This window comes from Kitasatospora sp. NPDC092039 (assembly GCF_044756065.1).
Classification (GTDB): Bacteria; Actinomycetota; Actinomycetes; order Streptomycetales; family Streptomycetaceae; genus Kitasatospora.
This window is the reverse complement of record NZ_JBIVSD010000012.1, coordinates 239,972-261,443: the sequence shown is the minus strand read 5'-3', so window position 1 is coordinate 261,443 and position 21,472 is coordinate 239,972. Positions and strand designations below refer to the sequence as shown.

22 protein-coding genes are annotated in these 21,472 nt (G+C 73.4%); 5 read left to right on the top strand and 17 right to left on the bottom strand.

The annotated features are described in order from the left end of the window. Positions 1 to 28 precede the first annotated feature (28 nt). Positions 29 to 1,660 carry a chaperonin GroEL gene (gene groL / locus ACIQI7_RS24290; RefSeq protein WP_387756385.1) on the bottom strand — a complete coding sequence of 544 codons (1,632 nt, stop codon included), beginning with the start codon at positions 1,658 to 1,660 and terminating at the stop codon, positions 29 to 31. Positions 1,661 to 1,776: 116 nt separating this feature from the next. Then, the gene (gene groES / locus ACIQI7_RS24285; protein ID WP_014136232.1) at positions 1,777 to 2,082 is read right to left on the bottom strand and encodes a co-chaperone GroES; all 306 of its coding nucleotides are present in this window, start codon (positions 2,080 to 2,082) and stop codon (positions 1,777 to 1,779) included. A 249-nt stretch (positions 2,083 to 2,331) separates the two neighbouring features. On the opposite strand from groES, the gene ACIQI7_RS24280 reads away from it, so the two are divergent. Together ACIQI7_RS24280 and ACIQI7_RS24275 are read left to right on the top strand one after the other, a co-directional pair. Then, a complete protein-coding gene (locus tag ACIQI7_RS24280) occupies positions 2,332 to 2,667 on the top strand; it encodes a hypothetical protein (RefSeq protein ID WP_401113225.1) in 336 nt (111 codons plus the stop codon). 67 nt (positions 2,668 to 2,734) lie between these two features. Then, on the top strand, positions 2,735 to 3,901 hold the full coding sequence (locus tag ACIQI7_RS24275) for a methyltransferase domain-containing protein (protein ID WP_401113223.1): 1,167 nt from the start codon (positions 2,735 to 2,737) through the stop codon (positions 3,899 to 3,901). 1 nt (position 3,902) lies between these two features. On the opposite strand, the gene ACIQI7_RS24270 is transcribed toward ACIQI7_RS24275, so the two are convergent. Genes ACIQI7_RS24270 through tsaB form a run of 5 tightly spaced genes read right to left on the bottom strand, consistent with a single transcriptional unit; the run spans position 3,903 to position 7,445 of the window. Beyond that, positions 3,903 to 4,859 carry a polysaccharide deacetylase family protein gene (locus ACIQI7_RS24270; RefSeq protein WP_401113222.1) on the bottom strand — a complete coding sequence of 319 codons (957 nt, stop codon included), beginning with the start codon at positions 4,857 to 4,859 and terminating at the stop codon, positions 3,903 to 3,905. A 31-nt stretch (positions 4,860 to 4,890) separates the two neighbouring features. Next, positions 4,891 to 5,151 (bottom strand): hypothetical protein, encoded by a 261-nt coding sequence (locus tag ACIQI7_RS24265; RefSeq protein ID WP_387756377.1) that lies wholly within the window; start codon positions 5,149 to 5,151, stop codon positions 4,891 to 4,893. Continuing rightward, complete coding sequence (tsaD, locus tag ACIQI7_RS24260) at positions 5,148 to 6,239, bottom strand: tRNA (adenosine(37)-N6)-threonylcarbamoyltransferase complex transferase subunit TsaD (RefSeq protein WP_387756375.1); 1,092 nt, start codon at positions 6,237 to 6,239, stop codon at positions 5,148 to 5,150. Before tsaD ends, ACIQI7_RS24265 begins: the two co-directional genes overlap by 4 nt. Continuing rightward, positions 6,232 to 6,765 (bottom strand): ribosomal protein S18-alanine N-acetyltransferase, encoded by a 534-nt coding sequence (rimI, locus tag ACIQI7_RS24255; protein WP_401113255.1) that lies wholly within the window; start codon positions 6,763 to 6,765, stop codon positions 6,232 to 6,234. The genes tsaD and rimI overlap by 8 nt, the downstream gene beginning before the upstream one ends. A gap of 23 nt (positions 6,766 to 6,788) precedes the next feature. Then, positions 6,789 to 7,445: a tRNA (adenosine(37)-N6)-threonylcarbamoyltransferase complex dimerization subunit type 1 TsaB gene (gene tsaB, locus ACIQI7_RS24250; protein ID WP_401113220.1), complete on the bottom strand. Its 657-nt coding sequence runs from the start codon at positions 7,443 to 7,445 to the stop codon at positions 6,789 to 6,791. 154 nt (positions 7,446 to 7,599) lie between these two features. Here tsaB and ACIQI7_RS24245 point away from each other — a divergent pair, with 154 nt between their 5' ends. Then, positions 7,600 to 8,166: a hypothetical protein gene (locus tag ACIQI7_RS24245; protein WP_401113218.1), complete on the top strand. Its 567-nt coding sequence runs from the start codon at positions 7,600 to 7,602 to the stop codon at positions 8,164 to 8,166. A 51-nt stretch (positions 8,167 to 8,217) separates the two neighbouring features. Here the strand turns inward: ACIQI7_RS24245 and ACIQI7_RS24240 are convergent, their stop codons facing one another. From ACIQI7_RS24240 to ACIQI7_RS24220, 5 genes are all read right to left on the bottom strand, one after another. After that, on the bottom strand, positions 8,218 to 8,454 hold the full coding sequence (locus tag ACIQI7_RS24240; protein WP_401113216.1) for a hypothetical protein: 237 nt from the start codon (positions 8,452 to 8,454) through the stop codon (positions 8,218 to 8,220). A 112-nt stretch (positions 8,455 to 8,566) separates the two neighbouring features. Beyond that, entirely contained in the window at positions 8,567 to 9,064 is a 498-nt protein-coding gene (tsaE, locus tag ACIQI7_RS24235; RefSeq protein ID WP_387756367.1) for a tRNA (adenosine(37)-N6)-threonylcarbamoyltransferase complex ATPase subunit type 1 TsaE, read from the bottom strand. A 117-nt stretch (positions 9,065 to 9,181) separates the two neighbouring features. After that, entirely contained in the window at positions 9,182 to 10,417 is a 1,236-nt protein-coding gene (locus tag ACIQI7_RS24230) for an alpha/beta fold hydrolase (protein WP_401113214.1), read from the bottom strand. Next, complete coding sequence (alr, locus tag ACIQI7_RS24225) at positions 10,414 to 11,613, bottom strand: alanine racemase (protein ID WP_401113212.1); 1,200 nt, start codon at positions 11,611 to 11,613, stop codon at positions 10,414 to 10,416. Before alr ends, ACIQI7_RS24230 begins: the two co-directional genes overlap by 4 nt. Before the next feature lie 104 nt (positions 11,614 to 11,717). Then, complete coding sequence (locus tag ACIQI7_RS24220) at positions 11,718 to 13,229, bottom strand: NAD(P)H-hydrate dehydratase (protein WP_401113210.1); 1,512 nt, start codon at positions 13,227 to 13,229, stop codon at positions 11,718 to 11,720. Between the two features lie 171 nt (positions 13,230 to 13,400). On the opposite strand from ACIQI7_RS24220, the gene ACIQI7_RS24215 reads away from it, so the two are divergent. Continuing rightward, the gene (locus ACIQI7_RS24215) at positions 13,401 to 13,958 is read left to right on the top strand and encodes a Uma2 family endonuclease (RefSeq protein ID WP_401113208.1); all 558 of its coding nucleotides are present in this window, start codon (positions 13,401 to 13,403) and stop codon (positions 13,956 to 13,958) included. A gap of 39 nt (positions 13,959 to 13,997) precedes the next feature. Here the strand turns inward: ACIQI7_RS24215 and glmS are convergent, their stop codons facing one another. Beyond that, entirely contained in the window at positions 13,998 to 15,854 is a 1,857-nt protein-coding gene (gene glmS / locus ACIQI7_RS24210; RefSeq protein ID WP_401113205.1) for a glutamine--fructose-6-phosphate transaminase (isomerizing), read from the bottom strand. 99 nt (positions 15,855 to 15,953) lie between these two features. On the opposite strand from glmS, the gene coaA reads away from it, so the two are divergent. Beyond that, a complete protein-coding gene (gene coaA, locus ACIQI7_RS24205; RefSeq protein WP_359897501.1) occupies positions 15,954 to 16,949 on the top strand; it encodes a type I pantothenate kinase in 996 nt (331 codons plus the stop codon). An 84-nt stretch (positions 16,950 to 17,033) separates the two neighbouring features. Here coaA and glmM read toward each other — a convergent pair whose 3' ends face one another. The 4 genes from glmM to ACIQI7_RS24185 form a co-directional block, all read right to left on the bottom strand. Beyond that, positions 17,034 to 18,398 (bottom strand): phosphoglucosamine mutase, encoded by a 1,365-nt coding sequence (glmM, locus tag ACIQI7_RS24200; RefSeq protein ID WP_401113203.1) that lies wholly within the window; start codon positions 18,396 to 18,398, stop codon positions 17,034 to 17,036. 165 nt (positions 18,399 to 18,563) lie between these two features. Next, positions 18,564 to 19,085, bottom strand: a complete 522-nt coding sequence (gene rpsI, locus ACIQI7_RS24195; RefSeq protein WP_387756606.1) for a 30S ribosomal protein S9 — start codon at positions 19,083 to 19,085, stop codon at positions 18,564 to 18,566. Positions 19,086 to 19,118: 33 nt separating this feature from the next. Next, on the bottom strand, positions 19,119 to 19,562 hold the full coding sequence (rplM, locus tag ACIQI7_RS24190; RefSeq protein WP_030055846.1) for a 50S ribosomal protein L13: 444 nt from the start codon (positions 19,560 to 19,562) through the stop codon (positions 19,119 to 19,121). A gap of 233 nt (positions 19,563 to 19,795) precedes the next feature. After that, positions 19,796 to 21,454 (bottom strand): ABC-F family ATP-binding cassette domain-containing protein, encoded by a 1,659-nt coding sequence (locus ACIQI7_RS24185; RefSeq protein WP_401113201.1) that lies wholly within the window; start codon positions 21,452 to 21,454, stop codon positions 19,796 to 19,798. Positions 21,455 to 21,472 lie beyond the last annotated feature (18 nt).

Here is a 21,472-nt window from a genome sequence, read left to right as displayed (position 1 = left end):
ACCGGGCCTCCGGTCAGGCGTCGGAGCCTCAGTGCGAGTGGCCGTGGCCGTGCGAGTGGCCGTGACCGTTGTCGGCCTCCTCCTCCTTCTTCTCCACCACGAGGGTCTCGGTGGTGAGGAGCAGGGAGGCGATCGAGGCGGCGTTCTCCAGGGCGGAGCGGGTGACCTTGACCGGGTCGATGACGCCGGCCTTCACCAGGTCGCCGTACTCGCCGGTGGCGGCGTTGTAGCCCTGGCCGGCCTCCAGCTCGGAGACCTTGGAGGTGATGACGTAGCCCTCCAGGCCGGCGTTCTGCGCGATCCAGCGCAGCGGCTCGTGCAGCGCCTTGCGGACGACCGCGACACCGGTGGCCTCGTCGCCCGACAGGCCCAGGCCGTCGTTCAGCACCTTGGCGGCGTGGACCAGGGAGGCGCCACCACCGGCGACGATGCCCTCCTCGACCGCGGCGCGGGTCGCCGAGATGGCGTCCTCCAGGCGGTGCTTGCGCTCCTTCAGCTCCACCTCGGTGGCGGCGCCGACCTTGATGACGCAGACGCCGCCGGCCAGCTTGGCCAGGCGCTCCTGCAGCTTCTCGCGGTCCCAGTCGGAGTCGGTCGCGGCGATCTCGCCCTTGATCTGGGCGACGCGGCCGGCGACGGCCTCGGCGTCACCGGCGCCGTCGACGACCGTGGTCTCGTCCTTGGTGATGGTCACCCGGCGGGCGGTGCCCAGCACGTCCAGGCCGACCTGGTCGAGCTTGAGGCCGACCTCCTCGGAGATGACCTGGCCACCGGTCAGGACGGCCAGGTCGCCGAGGATCGCCTTGCGGCGGTCGCCGAAGCCCGGGGCCTTGACGGCGACGGCGTTGAAGGTGCCGCGGATCTTGTTCACGACCAGGGTCGACAGCGCCTCGCCGTCGACGTCCTCGGCGATGATCAGCAGCGGCTTGGAGGCACCGCCCTGGAGGATCTTCTCCAGCAGCGGCAGCAGCTCCTGGATGGAGGAGATCTTGCCCTGGTTGATCAGGATGTACGGGTCCTCCAGGACCGCCTCCTGCCGCTCCGCGTCGGTGACGAAGTACGGCGACAGGTAGCCCTTGTCGAACTGCATGCCCTCGGTGAAGTCCAGCTCCACGCCGAAGGTGTTCGACTCCTCGACGGTGATGACACCGTCCTTGCCGACCTTGTCGATCGCCTCGGCGATCAGCTCGCCGACCTGGGTGTCCTGGGCGGAGAGGGACGCGACGGCGGCGACGTCGTCCTTGCCCTCGATCTCGCGGGCGATGGAGAGCAGGTGCTCGGAGACGGCGGCGACGGCCTTGTCGATGCCCTTCTTCAGGGCGGCCGGGCCGGCACCGGCGGCGACGTTGCGCAGACCCTCGTTGACCAGGGCCTGGGCCAGCACGGTGGCGGTGGTGGTGCCGTCACCCGCGACGTCGTTGGTCTTGGTGGCGACCTCCTTGACGAGCTGCGCGCCAAGGTTCTCGTACGGGTCGTCCAGCTCGACCTCGCGGGCGATGGTGACACCGTCGTTGGTGATGGTCGGGGCGCCGAACTTCTTGTCGATGACGACGTTGCGGCCCTTGGGGCCGATGGTCACCTTGACGGTGTCGGCCAGCTTGTTGACACCGCGCTCCAGCGAGCGGCGGGCGTCCTCGTCGAACTGCAGGATCTTCGCCATGTTCCCTATTCCCTCGGGGCTGCGGCCGGCCGACCGGCCGCCGAACTACGTGAACCAACAACCACGCCCCGGGCCACTGTCACGGAGGACACGGATCCGGGGCGGGTCGGGACGACTTACTTCTCGATGATGGCGAGAACGTCGCGAGCGGAGAGCACCAGGTACTCCTCGCCCTGGTACTTCACCTCGGTGCCGCCGTACTTCGAGTACAGGACGATGTCACCCACGGCGACGTCGAGCGGCAGACGCTGGCCGTCCTCGAAGCGGCCCGGGCCGACGGCCAGGACGACGCCCTCCTGGGGCTTCTCCTTGGCGGTGTCCGGGATAACCAGGCCGGAGGCCGTGGTGGTCTCGGCGTCGAGCGGCTGGACCACGATGCGGTCCTCGAGCGGCTTGATGGCAACCTTGCTGCTGGTGGTCACGTCCGAGCTCCCCTTCGGAGATTACGGGGTTTTCTAACGGGTAGGGGCGATCCTGCGGGTCTGCCGTCGCGGGGGTCAGACACGCGTCGTCGCGTTAGCACTCTCCTAGTGGGGAGTGCCAAGGACGACCATAGGGCCGTGTTAGCACTCAGTCAACCAGAGTGCCAACGACGCGCCCTGGGAACCCGGGTTCGCGGATGAGTAGCCGTACTCATGTGCGACGCTCCCGCCGTCGGCAGACTCCTCGTCATGACATCGATCCCGGTGCGCGTCGGCCCGTCCCGGACCACGGACGCCGCCCTCGCCCTGCTGTCGCTGCCCCTGCTGGGAGCCGCGCTGCCGTTCGTGGTCTTCTTCGTCGTCGCCTCCCTCGGCAGCGGGCCCGGCCACGGGGACGACGGGGACGGCCTCGAGTGGGCCTTCCTGGGCATCGGGATGCTGGCCGCCCCGGTCGCCGCCCTGGCGGCGGGCCTGGTGGTCGCCTTCCGCAGCCGGCGGTCCGGCTACCAGTACCTCCCGGTCGCCGCGGTGCTCTCCCCCTTCGTGCTGCCGGCGGTCCTCTCCTCGGGCGTCCTGTGGCGCTGACGCCGTCCGGCCCGCCGGAGCCGGCGGGCACGCGGAGCGGGAGCGCCCGACCGGCGAGAATGGCCCCGTGGACACCGAGAACCTCCAGCCGCTGCTGACCCCCGAGGGCCAGGCCCTGCTCGCCGAGTTGCGCGAGTTCACCCCCGAGGAGGAGCTGGCGCTGGCGACCCGGCTGCGCCGGGAGCACCCGGCGGAGCTGGTGTCGGCGGCGTTCGGACAGGCGAGGCTGCGGCAGCGGGCGCGGGCGAAGTTCGGGGCCGACGCCGACCTGATGTACTTCACGCCCAACGGGGTGGAGCAGTCCACCCGGCGCAGCGTGGCCGAGTGGCGGGCGCGGCGGTTCGCCGCCCTGGGCGTACGGCGGCTGGCGGACCTCTGCTGCGGCATCGGCGGGGACGTGCTGGCGCTGGCCCGGGCGGGCATCGAGGTGCTGGCCGTCGACCGGGACCCGGCGGCCTGCGCCGCCACCGCGGCCAACGCCGCCGCGCTGGGCCTGGCCGACCTGGTCGAGGTGCGCTGCGCGGACGTCGCCGAGGTGGACGTCACCGGCTTCGACGCGGTGTTCACCGACCCGGCCCGGCGCACCTCGCGCGGCCGGGTGTTCGACCCGGAGGCGTACGCCCCGCCGCTCTCCTGGGCCGTCGAGGCCGGCCGGCGGACCCCGGTCGGCGCGCTGAAGGTCGCGCCGGGCATCCCGCACGAGGCGGTGCCGCAGGACGCCGAGGCCGAGTGGGTGTCCGACCACGGCGACGTCAAGGAGGCGGTGCTCTGGTTCGGCACCCGGGCCGCCAGCCCGCACCGCGCCACCCTGCTGCCGCAGGCCGCCAGCCTGACCGGCGGCGACCTGCCCGACCCGCCGGCCGGCCCGGTCGGGCGCTACCTGTACGAGCCGGACGGCGCGGTGATCCGGGCCCACCTGGTGGCCGAGGTGGCCGAGCAGGTGGGCGGCCGGCTGATCGACCCGAAGATCGCCTACCTGACCTCGGACGAACTGGTCGCCACCCCGTACGCGCACGCCTTCGAGCTCACCGACGTGCTGCCGTTCAACATCAAGAAGCTGAAGGCGCTGCTGCGCGAGCGGGCGGTCGGCACGGTGGTGATCAAGAAGCGCGGGATGGCGATCACCCCGGAGGAGCTGCGCCGCCAGCTCAAGCCCTCCGGGCCGAACACCGTCACGGTGATCCTCAGCCGCACCGACCACGGGCCGCTGATGATGCTGGGACGGCCGGTCTGAGCTACGAGGCGGGCGCCTGGATGTAGTCCTCCAGCCGGGCCACCGAGAAGCCCTGCTCCTGGATCCGGGCCAGCAGGTCGCCGAACATCTGGGTCATCGTGGCGCCCTTGAGCTCCTTGGGTCCGCGGAAGTGCGCCAGGACGATGTCGCCGGGCTTCAGCTTCTTGTCCCCGGACTGGTACTGCATGTCGTGGATCTGCATCGACTCGCGCCACAGCACTATGGCGCGCGGGCCGCACTCCTGGACCGAGGAGTTGAGCACCGGGGTGTTGGCGCCGTCGCCGAACGGCGGACGGAACAGCAGCGGGGCGGTGCCGTACTGCTGGGTGAGCGCGGACTGCGCGTCGCAGATCTCGGCCTTCTGCCGGTCCGCCGGGAGCTTGCTCATCACCGGGTGGTCCACGGTGTGGTTCTGGACGTGGTTGCCCAGCGCCTGGAGCGGCTTGAAGTACGCGTAGTCGTTCCTGACGATGTCCCGGGTCAGGAACATCGAGACCGGCACCTTGAGGTCGGTCAGCATCTCGACGAACTTCGGGTCCTTCTCGGCGCCGTCGTCGATGGTGATGAAGACGACCTTGTCGCTCGTCTTCACGTCGCTGAACACCGGTACCGGGCCGGTCCGTTGGAGCTTGACGGGCTTGTCGGCGGGCGGCGCCGGGGCGGGGGCGAGCGGGGTGAGGCCCCACTTGGCCCAGGCCGCCGCGCCCGCTCCCGCCGGGGCGCCGGCCGGGGTGGCGGTCGCGGCGCCGGTGGTCGGCGCGGCGCCGGTGGGCCGGGCCGCGGCGGACGTGGCCGCGGCGGCCGGGGCGGCCCCACCGCCGCCTCCGCCGTCACCGCACGCGGTGGCGAAGGCCAGCAGGGCCACCGCCCCCGCCGCGTACGTCCTGGCCCTGCTCCGCCCGTCCCTGATCACCGCTGCGCGCTCCCGGCTCCCGTCCAGCTTTCTCTCAGCTAGCACGGTAGCGAACAGGTCAGCGGTTCCCGATCAGTTATTCGATGTGCTCGCTGGTGAAGGACCAACGGTGCACCGGGCGGCCCAACAGCTCGGCCGGCGGGTCGGCGACGGGCACCGGCTCGCCGCTCCACCAGGCGATCAGCAGCACCCTCTCGCCCGGGGCGGAGAGCAGTTCGAGGCGCTCCAGCCCGGCCGAGCCGCGCAGCGCGGGCAGCGCCGACTCCCGTACCCAGGCGGCGAGTTCGCCGGCCCGGCCGGTCGCCGCCCGGGCCTCCCACATCGCGGCGACGGTCATGCCGCGCCGCCGCCGAGGGCGTCGTAGGCCTGACCGTGGAAGTCCGTGTGGGGCACGTGGACGTCGGTCACCGGCAGCGAGGAGTCGGCGGACAGGTCGAAGGCGGACGGCGTGCGGTCGCGCCACACCATCTCGGCGCCGAGCGCCGCGACCATCGCGCCGTTGTCGGTGCACAGGCCCGGCCGGGGCACCCGCAGTCGGATGCCGGCCCGGTCGCAGCGCTGCTGGGCCATCTCGCGCAGCCGCGAGTTGGCCGCCACGCCGCCGCCGATCATCAGGTGGTCGACGCCGTTGTCCCGGCACGCCTTGACGGCCTTGCGGGTGAGCACGTCGGTGACGGCCTCCTGGAAGGACGCCGCCACGTCGGCGATCGGCACCTCCTCGCCGGCCCGGCGCTTGGCCTCCACCCAGCGGGCGACGGCGGTCTTCAGGCCGGAGAACGAGAAGTCGTACGCCGGGTCGTTCCTGCCGGACAGGCCGCGCGGGAAGGCGATCGCCCCGGGGTCGCCGTCGCGGGCGGTGCGGTCGACGATCGGGCCGCCGGGGAAGCCGAGGCCGAGCACCCGGGCGACCTTGTCGAAGGCCTCGCCGGCCGCGTCGTCGATGGTCGCGCCGAGCGGGCGGACGTCGCTGGTGATGTCCTCGCTGAGCAGCAGCGAGGAGTGCCCGCCGGAGACCAGCAGGGCCATCGTCGGCGAGGGCAGCCGGCCGTGCTCCAGCTGGTCGACGCAGATGTGCGAGGCGAGGTGGTTGACCCCGTACAGCGGCTTGTCCAGCGCCCAGGCGTACGCCTTCGCGGCGCTGACGCCGACCAGCAGCGCGCCGGCCAGGCCGGGGCCGGCGGTGACGGCGATGCCGTCCAGGTCGCTCGCCTTGATGCCGGCGGTGTCCAGGGCGCGCTGGATGGTCGGGACCATCGCCTCCAGGTGCGCGCGGCTGGCGATCTCCGGCACGACGCCGCCGAAGCGGGCGTGGTCGTTGACGCTGGAGGCGACCGCGTCGGCCAGCAGCGTGGTGCCGCGCACGATGCCGACGCCGGTCTCGTCGCAGGAGGTCTCGATGCCGAGGACGAGCGGTTCGTCAGCCATGGCGGGTGTCCTCAATGTCCTTCGGGTCGGTGCTGTCAGTGCTCGGGCGGTCGAGGCCCGGGTGGTCGGGTCCCGGGTGGCCGAGACCCGGGCGGTCGAGGCGCATCACCAGCGCGTCGACGTTGGCGGGCTGGTAGTAGCCGCGCCGGATGCCCACCGGTTCGAAGCCGTGCCGCTCGTACAGCCGCTGGGCGCGCGGGTTGTCCACCCGCACCTCCAGCAGCAGCTCGGCGCACTCGCGCCGGGCGGCCTCCCGGATCAGGTCGGTGAGCAGCGCCGCGCCGAGGCCGGAGCCCTGGTGGCGCTCGTCGACGGCGATGGTCTGGACGTCGCCCTCGCCGGCGATCGCCATCAGCCCGGCGTAGCCGACGACGGTGCCGTCCGGGGCGGCCGCGACGGTGTAGTGGCGGGTGCCGCCGGGGTGGGCGTCGGCCAGCTCGGACCAGAACATCCCGGCGGACCAGGCGTCCTCGGGGAACAGCCGCAGCTCCAGTTCCAGCACCGGCGCGATGTCCCACCAGCGCATCGGGCGCAGGGTGGTGCCGTGGTTCACGCCGGGAGCACCGCCTTGTAGCCGGCCGGGACCTGGGCGTCCGGGCGGCGCAGGTACAGCGGGTGGTTCGGCAGCAGCTCGCGCCCGGCGGCCAGCTCGGCGGCGGCGAAGCCGGCCAGGGCGCCGGCCGAGACGTGCGCGGGGCCGTGCGCGCCCGGGAAGGCGTCGGGGTAGAGCAGCGCGCCGGCGCCGACGGAGCGCTCCCGCGGGGTCAGCTCGGCCGGGCGGTCGACGTCCGGGCCCTCGGTGCGGCGGCCCTCGGCGTCGTACGAGGCCCAGTAGACCTCCTTGCGGCGCGCGTCGGTGGCGACCGTGAACGGCTTCCCGGCCAGGCCCTCGGCGCGGGCCTGGAAGGCGATCGCGTCCAGGGTGCAGACGCCGTGGACGGGCAGCCCGAGCGCGTGCCCGAGCGCGGCGGCGGTGACCAGACCGACCCGCAGTCCGGTGTACGGGCCGGGGCCGACGCCGACCGCGATGCCGGTCAGCCGGTGCTTGTCCACCCCGGCGGCCCGCAGCACCTGGTCGATCGCGGGCAGCAGCAGTTCGCCGTGGCGCCTGGCGTCGACCTGGTGGGTCTCGGCGAGGACGGCCGTGCCGTCGTGGACGGCGGCGGTGACGGCGGGGGTAGCGGTGTCGAACGCGAGCAGCAGCACGGGTCAAGGTTAGACCGACGTTGGGCCGACCGGCCGATCGGCAAGGCGTACTACCCGGGAACACACATCCGAGGCGCTGCGACCCGCGCGGATGAACCTGGCACGATGGGGCCGTACGTAAAGGGACGGCGGCGGGAGCGGCAACGTGGCGAAGATGGGTCCTGGAGTGGTGGTCACGGGGTTGACCGTGGGGGCCCTGGTGGTGGTGAGCCTGCTGGCCTTCCAGGCCAACGGCGCCCAGGACCGGGCGGGCGGCGCCCGGCCCACCGCCACCACCACGGCGACCGGGACGGCCACCGCCGCGGCGCCGACCCCCGCGGCCACCCCGACCGTCCCCGCGCTGCCGACCACCTCGGGCACCGGCATCCGGGTCGTGTACTCGGTCGGCAGCCACTACGTCTGGCTGGTCGACCCGAAGAAGACCCCGCAGGTCACGGCCGCCTTCCCGGTCACCCCGGGCTCGGTCGAGCCGGCCCCGGGCAACTACGCCGTGTACAGCCGCACCCCGACCGCCACCGGGACGGACGGCCGGCAGATCGAGCACGTGGTGCGCTTCGCGCAGCAGAACGGCGTGGTGTTCGGCTTCAGCGCGGCCGTGGACGGCGCGACGCCGACCACCGACCCGGGCACCAAGACCGGCGGCATCCGCAGCGGCCGCGCCGAGGGGCAGCTGCTCTGGGACTTCGCGCCGAAGGAGACCAAGGTGGTCGTGATCGCCTGATCCCGGCCGGCCGGGAGCGACCAGGCCCGCCCGCGCCCCGGAGGACCGGACTCACGCGGCCCGGGGCGTCCGCGCCTCGGGCCGTTCGCCGTGCCCGGACGGCCCTCCGTCGGGCACGGCCCCCGGTTCGTCCGGTACGGCCCCCGGTTCGGGCGGGGTGGACACCGCCTCGGCGGCCGCGCAGGCGGCCAGCAGCGCCCGCATCGGCTCTCCCGGAGCGCGGCGGGCGGAGTCTCCGGCCCCGGCAGCGGGGACCGCGCGCTGCGGGGCGGGGGTGGTGCTCGACATGGCGCCTCCCTAGTTAGGCAGACCTAACCGCAGCACCCATCCCACCACGCCCGGCGCCCCGCCCGCAACACCTTGCCGACAGTCTGTCGGCAAGGTGTCGGCGGCCGGTCGGCTATCCGAGTTCCGCCAGCGCCACGTCCGCCCAGCGCGGGCCGATGCCGGTCAGCACCACCCGGCGCGGGTCCTGGTCGTCGCCGTCCGGGGTGTCGCCGATGGCGCGTTCGATCCGGACCTCCAGCCGGTCCTCGGACAGCCGCTCGACCTTGCCCTCGCCCCACTCGACCACGACCACCGACTCGGGCAGCGAGACGTCCAGGTCGAGGTCCTCCATCTCGTCCAGGTCCCCGCCCAGCCGGTACGCGTCCACGTGCACCAGCGCCGGGCCGCCGACCAGCGACGGGTGCACCCGGGCGATCACGAAGGTCGGCGAGGTCACCGCCCCGCGGACCCGCAGCCCCTCCCCCAGCCCCCGGGTCAGCGTGGTCTTCCCCGCCCCCAGCTCGCCGGAGAGCAGCACCAGGTCACCCGGCCGCAGCAGCGCGGCCAGCTCCCGGCCGAGCCGGCCCATCCGCTCCGGGGTGGGGACGGTGAGAGTGGCGTGCGAGCCCATGCGCGTGTCTTGCCCTTCGATCCGTACCGGCGCGCCGACCACCGGCCGCCACCGCTACCGTCCCACATCGGCGGGCCCCGGTGCGGCCGGCGGGGGCCCGAGGACCGGCCCCCGCCCTCACGTGGGGTCGGCGACGGCCTCCGCGGCCCGCTCCCGGGCCAGGTCGAGGACGGCCGCGGGCAGCGGCGCGGCCCCGGCGAAGTCGGCGGCCCGGCGCAGCAGCCGGGCCAGCTCGCGGCCGACCGGCCCCGGGCGCTCCAGCATCACCAGGTGGCCGGCGCCCTCGGCCAGGACCAGCTCGGCACCCGGCAGCCGCTCGGCGATCGCCTCGCTGTGCGTCGAGGGCGTCAGCAGGTCCTTCGTCCCGGCCAGCACCAGCGCGGGCAGGCCGCGCAGGGCGGCCAGCGCCTCGTACTTCTCGTGCACGCCGAACACCGGGTAGAACTCGGCCACCACGTCGATCGGGGTGGCGTCCAGCAGCTGCTCGGCGAAGCGCACCACGCCGGGCTCGACGTCCCGGCCGCCGAAGGAGAACCGCCGGTAGAACACGGCGGACACGTCCGAGCCCAGCCGCCTGGTCGCCTCGACCAGGTCGACCTGCCGGCCCAGCAGCCTCACCATCCCGGGCGCGACCTTCCTGAACAGCTTGGCGCCGGCCTTCGGCAGACCGAGGCTGACGTCGTTCCAGTCCCCGGCGAGGGTGCCGACCAGCGCCACCCCGGCCACCCGTTCGCGGAACAGCTCCGGGTGCTGGTCGGCCAGCGCCATCACCGTCATGCCGCCCATCGAGTGGCCCACCAGCACCAGCGGCCCGGTCGGGGCGACGGCGTCGATCACCGCCTTGAGGTCGCCGCCCAGCTGGTCGATGCCGGCCGGCTCGCCCGCCAGGTACGAGCGGGAGCGCTCGGAGCGGCCGTGGCTGCGCTGGTCCCAGAAGACCAGCCGCATGCCCTCGCGCAGCGCCGCCCGCTGGAAGTGCCAGCTGTCCTGGTTGAGGCAGTACCCGTGGCAGAACACCACGGTCAGCGGCTCGCCGTCGGAGCCGTCGCCGTCCGGCCCGCTCCAGCCGGTGCCGTCCAGCTCGACGTACAGCTCGGTGCCGTCCGGCGCGGCCACCGTCCGCGGGCGGCCGCGCAACGAGCCGTACGGGGCGTTCGCGTCCAGCTCGGCCCGGGCCCGGCGGCGCATCGCCCGGCCGACGGTCAGCCGCTCCAGCGCGACGCCCGCGGCCGCCCCGGCCGCCAGCACGCCGACCGAGATCCCGATCACACCCGCCCGGCTCACCCCGGAGGCGGCGCCGGCCGCCTTGGCGACCACCGCGACCGGATTGGCCTCGGCCGGCGCGTCGGTCATGCCGACGGGCCCTCGGCGTGGCTGCCGCCCAGGTAGCGGCGGGGCACCCGGGCGCCGATCCGGGTGATGATCTCGTACGAGATGGTGCCGCAGGCGCGGGCCCAGTCCTCCGCGGTGGGCTCGCCGCGCTCGCCGTTGCCGAACAGCAGCACCTCGTCGCCGATCGCCGGGGTGTCGCCGCCGAGGTCCACCACGAACTGGTCCATCGCGACCCGGCCGGCCACCGTGCGCCACTTGCCGTCGATCAGCACCGGGCCGGTGCCGCTGGCGTGCCGGGGGACGCCGTCGCCGTAGCCGACCGGGACCAGGCCCAGGGTGGTCTCGCCCGGCGTCGTGTAGTGGTGGCCGTAGCTGACCCCGTGCCCGCCGGGAACCTGCTTGACCAGCGCCAGCCGCGCGGTCAGCGCCATCACCGGGCGCAGCCCGAAGTCGGCCGGCGAGCCCACCTCGGGCACCGGCGACAGCCCGTACGCGGCCAGGCCGGTGCGGACCAGGTCGAAGTGCGACTCGGGCAGCAGCAGGGTGGCCGGGGAGTTCGCCAGGTGCCGGACCTCGGGGCGCAGCCCGGCGGCCCCGGCCGTGGCCAGCGCGGCCCGGAAGGAGTCCAGCTGGGCCTGGATCGAGGGGTGGCCGGGCTCGTCCGCGGCGGCGAAGTGCGACCAGACGCCGACGACCGTCAGCAGGCCCTCGGTCTCGGCCTCGCGGGCGGCGGCCACCAGCCGCGGCCAGTCGCGCGGCTGGCAGCCGTTGCGGCCGAGGCCGGTGTCGGCCTTCAGGTGCACCCGGGCCGGGATGCCGGTCTCGCGCACGGCGGGCAGCAGCTCGTCGAGCGCCCACTGGCCGCTGACCGAGATGTCCAGGTCCGCGCGCAGCGCCTCGCGCCAGGGGCCGCCCGGCGTCCACAGCCAGCACAGGATGCGGGCCAGCTCGGGGCGGATGCCCGCGGCCCGCAGCGCCAGCGCCTCGTCCGGCGTCGCGCAGCCGAGCCAGCCGACCCCGTTCGCGACCGCTTCCCGGGCACACTCGACCGCCCCGTGGCCGTAGGCGTCCGCCTTGACCGCGAGCATCACCGTCGGGCCGCCGACGCGCTCGCGCAGCGCCGCGAGGTTGCCGCGCAGGGCGGCGAGATCGATGGTCGCCTCGGCCCGTACGCCGTCGGTGAGGGTGGCTGTGCCGGTCGTGTTCGCAGTTGTCATCAGGGTCAGTCTCCCAGACGTCCCGGAGTCCTCGCCGAACGGCCCGTCGGCGCGGCGGCCCCCCACGGCCCGCCGACCTGCCGCGGACCTCCCGTTCCCCCCGCTCAGGACGCCGTGACCGGATGCCCCGGTTCCGTCGGCGCCCCCTCGCGGACCGCCCGCCACACCGCCGGCAGCGCCCCCGCCACGGCGAGCGCCGTCGTCGGGGCGCCCGGCCGGCCCGCCGCCTCGCGGCCGGCCAGGCCGTGCAGGTAGGCGGCCACCGATCCGGCGTCCAGCGGCGCGAGGCCGGCCGCCAGCAGGGAGCCGGCCAGCCCGGCCAGCACGTCGCCGCTGCCGGCGGTGGCCAGCCAGGAGGTGCCGGTCGGGTTCACCCGGACGGCCCCGCCCGGGTCGGCGACCACCGTGGTGGAGCCCTTCAGCAGCACCGTCGCGCGGTAGGCCGCCGCCAGCCGGCGGGCGGTGGCCAGCCGGGCCGCGGCCAGGTCGCCGGCGGCCGGCGGTGTGCCGCCCCCGGCGCCCGCGAGCAGCCGGGCGGCCTCGCCGGTGTGCGGGGTGAGCAGGGTGGGGGCGGTGCGGCCGGCCAGCGCGTCCGGGCCGAGCCGGCCCAGCTCGGTCAGCCCGTCCGCGTCCACCAGCACCGGGACGTCGCTCGCCAGCGCCTCGGTCAGCGCCTGCCGCGCCCCCTCGCCGCCGCCCGGCCCGACCACCCAGGCCTGCACCCGCCCGGCCCCGGCCGGCCCGCCCTCGGTGACCAGCGTCTCCGGGAAGCGCCGCACCACCTCCTCGGCGGCGGCGCCCACGTAGCGGACGGCGCCCGCGCCGCCGTGCAGCGCCCCGGCCACCGCCAGCAACGCCGCCCCGGGGTAGGTCGCCGAGCCGGCCGCCACCCCCACGACGCCGCGCCGGTACTTGTCGCTCTCCGCGCCCGGCACCGGCAGCAGCGCCGCCACGTCCGCGTGCTGCAGGGCCGTCACGTCCGCCTCCGGCAGCTCCAGCCCGATGCCGACCAACTGCACCACGCCCGCGTACTCGGCCCCCGGGTCGACCAGCAGGCCGGGCTTGTACGTGCCGAAGCAGACCGTGACGTCCGCGCGCAGCGCCTCGCCCGGCACCTCGCCGGTGTCGGCGTCCACCCCGCTGGGCAGGTCCACCGCCACCACGACCCCGGTCCGCGCCGCCCGCGCGTACGGCCGGGCCTCCGGGCGCAGCCCGCCCCGGCCGCCGATGCCGACGATGCCGTCCAGCACCAGGTCCGCGCGCGAGAAGTCGGCCAGGCCGACTTCCCGCTCCACCGTCGCCCGCCCGCCGGCGGCCCGCAGCGCGGCCAGCCCGCCCGGGTGCGCCTTCTCCGGTACCAGCAGCACCGCCGTCACCCGCGCCCCGCGCCGGGCCAGCGCGGCCCCGGCGTACAGGGCGTCACCCCCGTTGTCCCCGCTGCCCGCGAGCACCGTCACCCGGCTGCCGTACACCCGCCCCCGACGCCGGGTCAGCAGCCGCGCACAGGTCGCGGCCAGCCCGACGGCCGCCCGCTGCATCAGGGTGCCCTCCGGCAGCCGCGCCATCAGCGCGGCCTCCGCGGCCCGGACGGTTTCCACAGGGTGTGCATGACGCATGCGGGAACTCCTTCAGCGGTCGGCTACCGCCGACGCTAGCCCGCGTCCCCGCCCCGCGGGAGCCGCCCCTGCGGCACACTTTCGAGTGACACCCCACTTCGACCCCCCACCGGTGTCGGTCCGTACGCCTACCTTGTGGCTCGACACGGACCCACAGGAGGGAGAAGGGCCATGGTCGCCATGCCGGCAGTCGAGCACCCGCTGGGCCAGGACGACGTCCTCCAGGCGTTCCTGGAGCTGGACACGCCTCCCGGTTTCAAGGCCGAGCTCATCGAAGGGGAGATTGTTGTGACGCCCCCACCGGACGGTGATCACGAGGACGCCATCGCCCGGTTCGCCCGGGCCGTTGCGCGCGAGGCCGCCGAGGAGCTGTACGTCAGCGGTGGGAAAGGGCTGATCACCCCCAAGGGCCGGTTCATCCCGGACGCCACCGTTGCTCCCGTCGGCCACTTCCGCGCCCAGGACTCGTGGTCGTCCGCTGTGGGGATCGAGCTGGTCCTCGAAGTCACGTCGACCAACCCGGTCAAGGACCGCGAGTCCAAGCGCCTCGGCTACGCCGCCGCCGGCGTTCCCTGCTACCTGCTCATCGACCGCAGCGAAGGAACGGTGACGCTGTTCACCGACCCGAAGAACGGTGATTACGGCACCCTTCACGAAACCGAGTTCGGCAGGCGCATCAAGCTCCCCGCCCCGTTCTCCTTCACGCTCGACACAGCGCCCCTGCGGTAGGACGCAGCCACCGCAGGGGCGCCGTGGAAGGCCGGGCGACTACTCGACGGTGACCGACTTCGCCAGGTTGCGCGGCTGGTCGACCTCGTGGCCCTTGGCCGTGGCCAGCTCGCAGGCGAAGACCTGCAGCGGGACGGTGGAGACCAGCGGCTGGAGCAGGGTCGGGGTGACCGGGATGCGGATCAGGTGGTCCGCGTACGGGACGACGGCCTCGTCGCCCTCCTCGGCGATCACGATCGTGCGGGCGCCACGGGCCCGGATCTCCTGGATGTTGGAGACGATCTTGTCGTGCAGGATCGACCGGCCGCGCGGCGACGGAACGACCACCACGACCGGCAGCCCCTCCTCGATCAGCGCGATCGGGCCGTGCTTGAGCTCGCCCGCCGCGAAGCCCTCGGCGTGCATGTACGCCAGCTCCTTGAGCTTGAGCGCGCCCTCCAGGGCCACCGGGAAGCCGACGTGGCGGCCGAGGAACAGCACCGAGCGGGCGTCGGCCAGCGAGCGGGCCAGCTCGCGCACCGGCTCCATGGTCTCCAGGACCTGCTCGACCTGCTTCGGCGCGTCGCCGAGCTCCTTGATGACGGCGAAGATCTCGTCGCCCCACTTGGTGCCGCGCACCTGGCCCAGGTACAGGGCCACCAGGTAGCAGGCGACGAGCTGGGTCAGGAACGCCTTGGTCGAGGCGACCGCGACCTCCGGGCCGGCGTGGGTGTACAGCACCGCGTCCGACTCGCGCGGGATGGTGGAGCCGTTGGTGTTGCAGATCGCCAGCACCTTGGCGCCCTGCTCGCGGGCGTGCCGCAGCGCCATCAAGGTGTCCATGGTCTCGCCGGACTGCGAGATGGCGATGACCAGCGTGCCCGGGCCCATGATCGGGTCGCGGTAGCGGAACTCGGAGGCGACCTCGACCTCGCAGGGGATGCGGGTCCAGTGCTCGATCGCGTACTTGGCGATCATGCCGGCGTGGAAGGCCGTGCCGCAGGCCACGATGACGACCTTGTCGACCGAGCGCAGGTCGGCGTCGGAGATCCGCAGCTCGTCCAGGGTCAGCCGGCCGTCGGTGCCGATCCGGCCGAGCAGGGTGTCGGCGACCGCCTTCGGCTGCTCGGCGATCTCCTTGAGCATGAAGTAGTCGTAGCCGCCCTTCTCGGCGGCGGAGGCGTCCCAGTCGACGTGGTACTCGCGCACGTCGGCGGGGGTGCCGTCGAAGTTGGTGACGGTCACGCCCTCCCGGCGCAGCTCGACCACCTGGTCCTGGCCCAGCTCGATCGCCTCACGGGTGTGGGCGATGAAGGCGGCGACGTCCGAGGCGAGGAAGTTCTCGCCCTCGCCGCGCCCGACCACCAGCGGCGAGTTGCGGCGGGCGCCGACGACGACGTCCGGCGCGTCCGCGTGCACGGCGACCAGGGTGAAGGCGCCCTCCAGCTGACGGCAGACCACCCGCATGGCCTCGGCGAGGTCGCCCGCGTAGGCCTCGCCCAGCAGGTGGGCGACGACCTCGGTGTCGGTCTCGGACCGGAGGGTGTGGCCGCGCCCGGCGATGTCGGCGCGCAGCTGGGCGAAGTTCTCGATGATGCCGTTGTGCACCACGGCCACCCGCTGGTGGTCGTCCAGGTGGGGGTGGGCGTTGGCGTCCGTCGGGCCGCCGTGGGTGGCCCAGCGGGTGTGGCCGATGCCGATGGTGCCGCCGGGCAGGGGGGTCTCGGCGAGCGACTTCTGGAGGTTGGCGAGCTTGCCCGCCCGCTTGTCCGTGGCCAGGCTCCACCGGCCCTCGGAGTCCTGGACCTGCACCGCGACACCGGCCGAGTCGTAACCCCGGTACTCCAGGCGCTGCAGGCCTGCGATTACTACGTCGAGGGCGGCCTGAGCGCCCACGTATCCAACAATTCCGCACATGCGTGCCAGCATAAGGGCGGTTCTGCGGCCATTTTCCCGCCGCGCGGGAACGCTGCGTGACCGACACCACAGCCACCGTGAACGTCGCTACGGCTCACAATGGAGCATGTGCTGACCGAACTCTGTACGCGGGGCGCCGCCACGCCCGGCCCGTCACCGTCCCCCTACGTGGACCTCAGCCGGGCCGAGTGGAGCGCGCTGCGCGAGCGTACGCCGCTGCCGCTGACCGCCGAGGAGGTGGAGCGGCTCCGCGGCCTCGGTACCGCGCTCGACCTGGACGAGGTCCGCGACGTCTACCTGCCGCTGTCGCGCCTGCTGAACCTGTACATCCACGCCACGCACGAACTGCGGGGCACGCTGGGCACGTTCCTGGACACCCCGGACACCGAGCGCACCCGCACCCCGTTCATCATCGGCGTGGCCGGCTCCGTCGCGGTCGGCAAGTCCACCACGGCGCGCCTGCTGCAGGCGCTGCTCGCCCGCTGGCCCGAGCACCCCCGGGTCGAACTGGTCACCACCGACGGCTTCCTGCTCCCCAACGCCGAGCTGCGCCGCCGCGGCCTGATGGCCCGCAAGGGCTTCCCGGAGTCCTACGACCGCCGGGCGCTGATGCGCTTCGTCGCGGACGTGAAGGCGGGCAAGGAGCGGGTCAGCGCGCCGGTCTACTCGCACCTGGTGTACGACATCGTGCAGGGCGAGCGGCTCACCGTGGAGCGCCCGGACATCCTGATCGTCGAGGGCCTGAACGTGCTCCAGCCGGCCCTGCCCGGTTCCGACGGCCGCACCCGCCTCGCGGTGGCCGACTACTTCGACTTCTCGATCTACGTCGACGCCCGGACCGACGACATCGAGCACTGGTACCTGGACCGCTTCCGCAAGCTGCGGCAGACCGCCTTCCAGGACCCGAACTCCTACTTCCGCCGCTTCACCGAGGTGCCGGAGGAGGAGGCGATGGAGTACGGCCGGCAGGTCTGGCGCACCATCAACAAGCCCAACCTGCTGGAGAACGTGCTGCCGACCCGCGGCCGGGCCACCCTGATCCTCCAGAAGGGCTCGGACCACAAGGTCCGCCGGGCGCTGCTGCGCAAGCTCTGACCGCCCGTCGGGCACGACGGGAAGGGCCCCCGCGGCGCGCGGGGGCCCTTCGTCGTCTCCGGGCCCGGCCCGGCGTCCGCGGGCTCAGCCCAGGTAGGCGCGCACCGCCTCGGCGAGCCGCTGGGCGACCGTCTCGGCCTGCGCCGGGTCGGCGGCCTCGACCATCACCCGGACCAGCGGCTCGGTGCCCGACGGGCGCAGCAGCACCCGGCCGGTGGAGCCCAGTTCGGCCTCGGCCCCGGCGACCGCCGCGGCCAGCTCGGTGCTGGTCCGCACCCGGCTCTTGTCGACGCCCTTGACGTTGATCAGCACCTGCGGCAGCCGGGTCATCACGGCGGCCAGGTCGGCCAGCGGCTGCTTGGTGGCGGCCAGCCGGGCGCCCAGCATCAGACCGGTCAGGGTGCCGTCACCGGTGGTGGCGTGGTCCAGCAGGATCACGTGGCCGGACTGCTCGCCGCCCAGCGCGAAGCCGTGCTCCTTCATCGCCTCCAGCACGTAGCGGTCGCCGACGGCGGTCTCCACCAGCTCGATGCCCTCGCGCTCCATCGCCAGCTTGAAGCCGAGGTTGGACATCACGGTGGCCACCGCGGTGTTGCCGCGCAGGGTGCCGGCCTCCTTCATGGCGACCGCGAGGATGGCGATGATCTGGTCGCCGTCCACCTCGTTGCCCTCGGCGTCGGCGGCCAGGCAGCGGTCGGCGTCGCCGTCCAGGGCGATGCCCAGGTCGGCCTGGTGCTCCTTCATCGCGACCCGCAGCCGGTCCAGGTGGGTGGAGCCGACGCCGTCGTTGATGTTCAGGCCGGTGGGCTCGGCCCCCAAGGTGTGGACCACCTCGGCGCCGGCCCGGGCGAAGGCCTCGGGGGCGACGTAGGCGGCCGCGCCGTGGGCGCCGTCGATGACGACCTTGATGCCGTCCAGGCGGTTGGGCAGCACGCCGATCAGGTGGGCGACGTACTTGTCGAAGCCCTCGGTGTACTCGCGCACCCGGCCGACGGCCGCGCCGGTCGGACGGTTCCAGTCCTCGTCGCCGAGCGTGTGCTTGCGGTAGTGGGACTCGATCGCGTCCTCGATCCGGTCGTCCAGCTTGTGGCCGCCGCGGGCGAGGAACTTGATGCCGTTGTCCGGCATGGCGTTGTGGCTGGCGGACAGCATCACGCCGAAGTCGGCGCCGAGCGCGCCGGTGAGGTACGCCACGGCCGGGGTGGGCAGCACACCGACCCGCAGGACGTCGACTCCGGCACTCGCCAGACCGGCGATGACGGCGGCCTCCAGGAACTCGCCCGAGGCGCGCGGGTCACGGCCGACCACCGCGACCGGCCGGTGGCCGTCGAAGGCGCCGGCCTCGCCGAGCACATGGGCCGCCGCGACCGACAGACCGAGCGCCAGCTCCGCCGTCAGGCCCTCGTTGGCCACCCCGCGCACGCCGTCCGTACCGAAGAGTCGTCCCACTGTCCCGTCCTCCATCACCACTGCTCGGAACCCAACCGATGATCCCGGCCGCCGCACAGTAGCCGGGGAACACGTCGCCCCGGAGTACACGGGGTACTCCGGGGCGACGGTTTCGCGCAACCAGGGGGTGCGCCGCCAGGGCGGACCGCACCCCCGGGGAGGCGATTAGCGCTTGCTGTACTGCGGCGCCTTGCGGGCCTTCTTCAGACCGGCCTTCTTGCGCTCGACGGCGCGGGCGTCACGGGTCAGGAAGCCGGCCTTCTTGAGGGCGCCGCGGTTGTTGTCCACGTCGGCCTCGTTCAGGGCACGGGCGACGCCGAGGCGCAGCGCGTAGGCCTGGCCGGAGACGCCGCCACCGCTGATGCGGGCGACGACGTCGTAACGGCCGTCCAGCTCCAGGAGCTTGAAGGGCTCGTTCACGGTCTGCTGGTGCACCTTGTTCGGGAAGTAGTCCTCGAGGGTGCGACCGTTGATCTTCCACTGGCCCGTGCCGGGGACGATGCGCACGCGGGCGATCGCCTCCTTGCGACGGCCCAGGCCGGCACCCGGAACGGCCTCGCCGAAGCGGCCGGCCAGGGACTCGGAGGTGTAGCTCTCCTCGGAGGTGTACTCGCCCTCGACGGCCTCGGCGGCCTCGTCGAAGTCGACCTCAAGGGTTTCAGTGGTCTCGGCCACGGTGTTCCTCAGCTCTTTTCAGTGTTGGGGGGCTTGGTGGCCGAATTACTGCGCGACCTGGGTGATCTCGAACGGCACCGGCTGCTGGGCAGCGTGCGGGTGCTGGTCGCCCGAGTAGACCTTGAGCTTCGAGAGCATCTGACGGCCCAGGCTGTTCTTGGGGATCATGCCCTTGATGGCCTTCTCGACGGCCTTCTCCGGGTTGTTCGCCAGCAGGTCGTCGTAGCGCACCGAGCGCAGACCGCCCGGGAAGCCCGAGTGGCGGTAGGCCAGCTTCTGGGTCTTCTTGTTACCGGACAGGTGCACCTTGTCGGCGTTGATGATGATGACGAAGTCACCAGTGTCAACGTGCGGCGCGTAGATCGCCTTGTGCTTGCCCCGGAGGAGGTTGGCGGCCTGGGAGGCCAGGCGGCCGAGCACGACGTCGGTCGCGTCGATGACGTGCCACTGACGCTGGACGTCGCCGGGCTTGGGGCTGTACGTACGCACGGTCGTAGCCTTCGCTTTTCAGTGAGTGAGTCCTGACAGGAGCACCCGGACGGAAGAGCAGCCTGGCCACCCTTGGACGCAATTCAAGGGGGGACCGCTGGTCGACGACCTGATGTCTCCGGCGTACCGACCTCTCACGTGAGATAGAGCGAGCCAATACGCACATCAAGCGTCCAGGTTACCGGCAGGGCCGGACCCGGTCAAAAATGCCCGGGACCGGCCCCCGCCGTCACTCAGCGTTCGCGCTCCACCCGGGTCACGTCCCAGACCGGCTCGGGCGCTTCGTAGACCCGGCCGTCCGCCCCGAACACCACGAAGCGGTCGAAGGTCTTGGCGAACCAGCGGTCGTGGGTGACGCACAGCACCGTGCCGTCGAACGCCTCCAGGCCGGCCTGCAGCGCCTCGGCGCTCTCCAGGTCCAGGTTGTCGGTCGGCTCGTCGAGCAACAGGGCCGTGACGCCCGAGAGTTCGAGCTTGAGGATCATCAGCCGGGCCTGCTGTCCGCCGGACAGCGACTCGAACTTCTGCTCCTCCTGGCGGTCCAGCTCGTACCGGCGCAGCGCCCCCATCGCGGCGCCGCGGCTGAGCGCGTGCTCCTCCTCCACGATCGACCGCACGGTGCGGCCGAACAGCTCCGGGTGGGCGTGGGTCTGCCGGAAGTGGCCGGGGACGACCCGGGCGCCGAGCTTCCAGTCACCGGTGTGCGCGACGGTTTCGTCCCCCGCGAGCAGCCGCAGCAGGTGCGACTTGCCGGCGCCGTTGGCGCCCAGCACCGCGACCCGCTCGCCGTAGAAGACCTCCAGGTCGAAGGGCTGCATCAGACCGGTGAGCTCCAGCCGCTCCATGGTGAAGGCGCGCACGCCGGTGCGCCCGCCCTTGAGCCGCATGCTGATGCTCTGCTCGCGCGGCGGCGCCTCCGGCGGGCCGGCCTCCTCGAACTTCTTGAGCCGGGTCTGGGCGGCGGAGTAGCGGGAGGCCATGTCGTGGCTGACCGAGGCGGCCTGGCGCAGGGTGACGACCAGCTTCTTGAGCTTGGCGTGCTCCTCGTCCCAGCGGCGGCGCAGCTCCTCGAAGCGCTCGAAGCGGGCCTTGCGGGCCTCGTGGAAGGTGTCGAAGCCGCCGCCGTGCACCCAGACGCTGCTGCCGGCCGCGCCGGACTCGACGCTGATGATCTTGTCGGCGGTCTTCGAGAGCAGCTCGCGGTCGTGCGAGATGAACAGGACGGTCTTCGGGGTGGCCTTGATGGCCTCCTCCAGCCAGCGCTTGGCCGGGACGTCCAGGTAGTTGTCGGGCTCGTCGAGCAGGAGCACCTCCTCCGGGCCGCGCAGCAGCGCCTCCAGCACCAGCCGCTTCTGCTCGCCGCCGGAGAGGGTGTTCAGGCCGCGCCACTGGGCCTTGTCGAAGGGCATCCCGAGGGCCGCCATGGTGCAGACGTCCCAGTCGGTCTCGTAGTCGTAGCCGCCGACGTCGGCCCAGTCGGAGAGCGACTGGGCGTAGGCCATCTGCGTCTTCTCGTCGTCCTGGGCGATCATCGCCAGCTCGGCGGCGTCCACCGCGCGGGCCGCCTTGGCGATCCGCTCCGGGGCGACCGACACCAGCAGGTCCCGCACCGAGGCGTCGGCGGGCAGCGCGCCCGGGGTGGCCTGCTGGTCCTCGCGGCCGGTGGTGCCGACGAACTGGCGCATCACGCCGAGCCCGCCGCTGATCGTCACCGAGCCGCCGTGCGGCTGGAGGTCCCCCGCGATCATCCTCAGCAGGGTGGTCTTGCCGGCCCCGTTGGCGCCGACCAGGGCGACCGCGGCGCCCTCGCCGACCCGGAAGGACGCGTCGTCGAACAGGACGCGCCCGTCCGGCAGGTAGTACTCCAGGTGCGAAATCTCGACGTGTCCCATGGGAGCGATTCTCCCAAG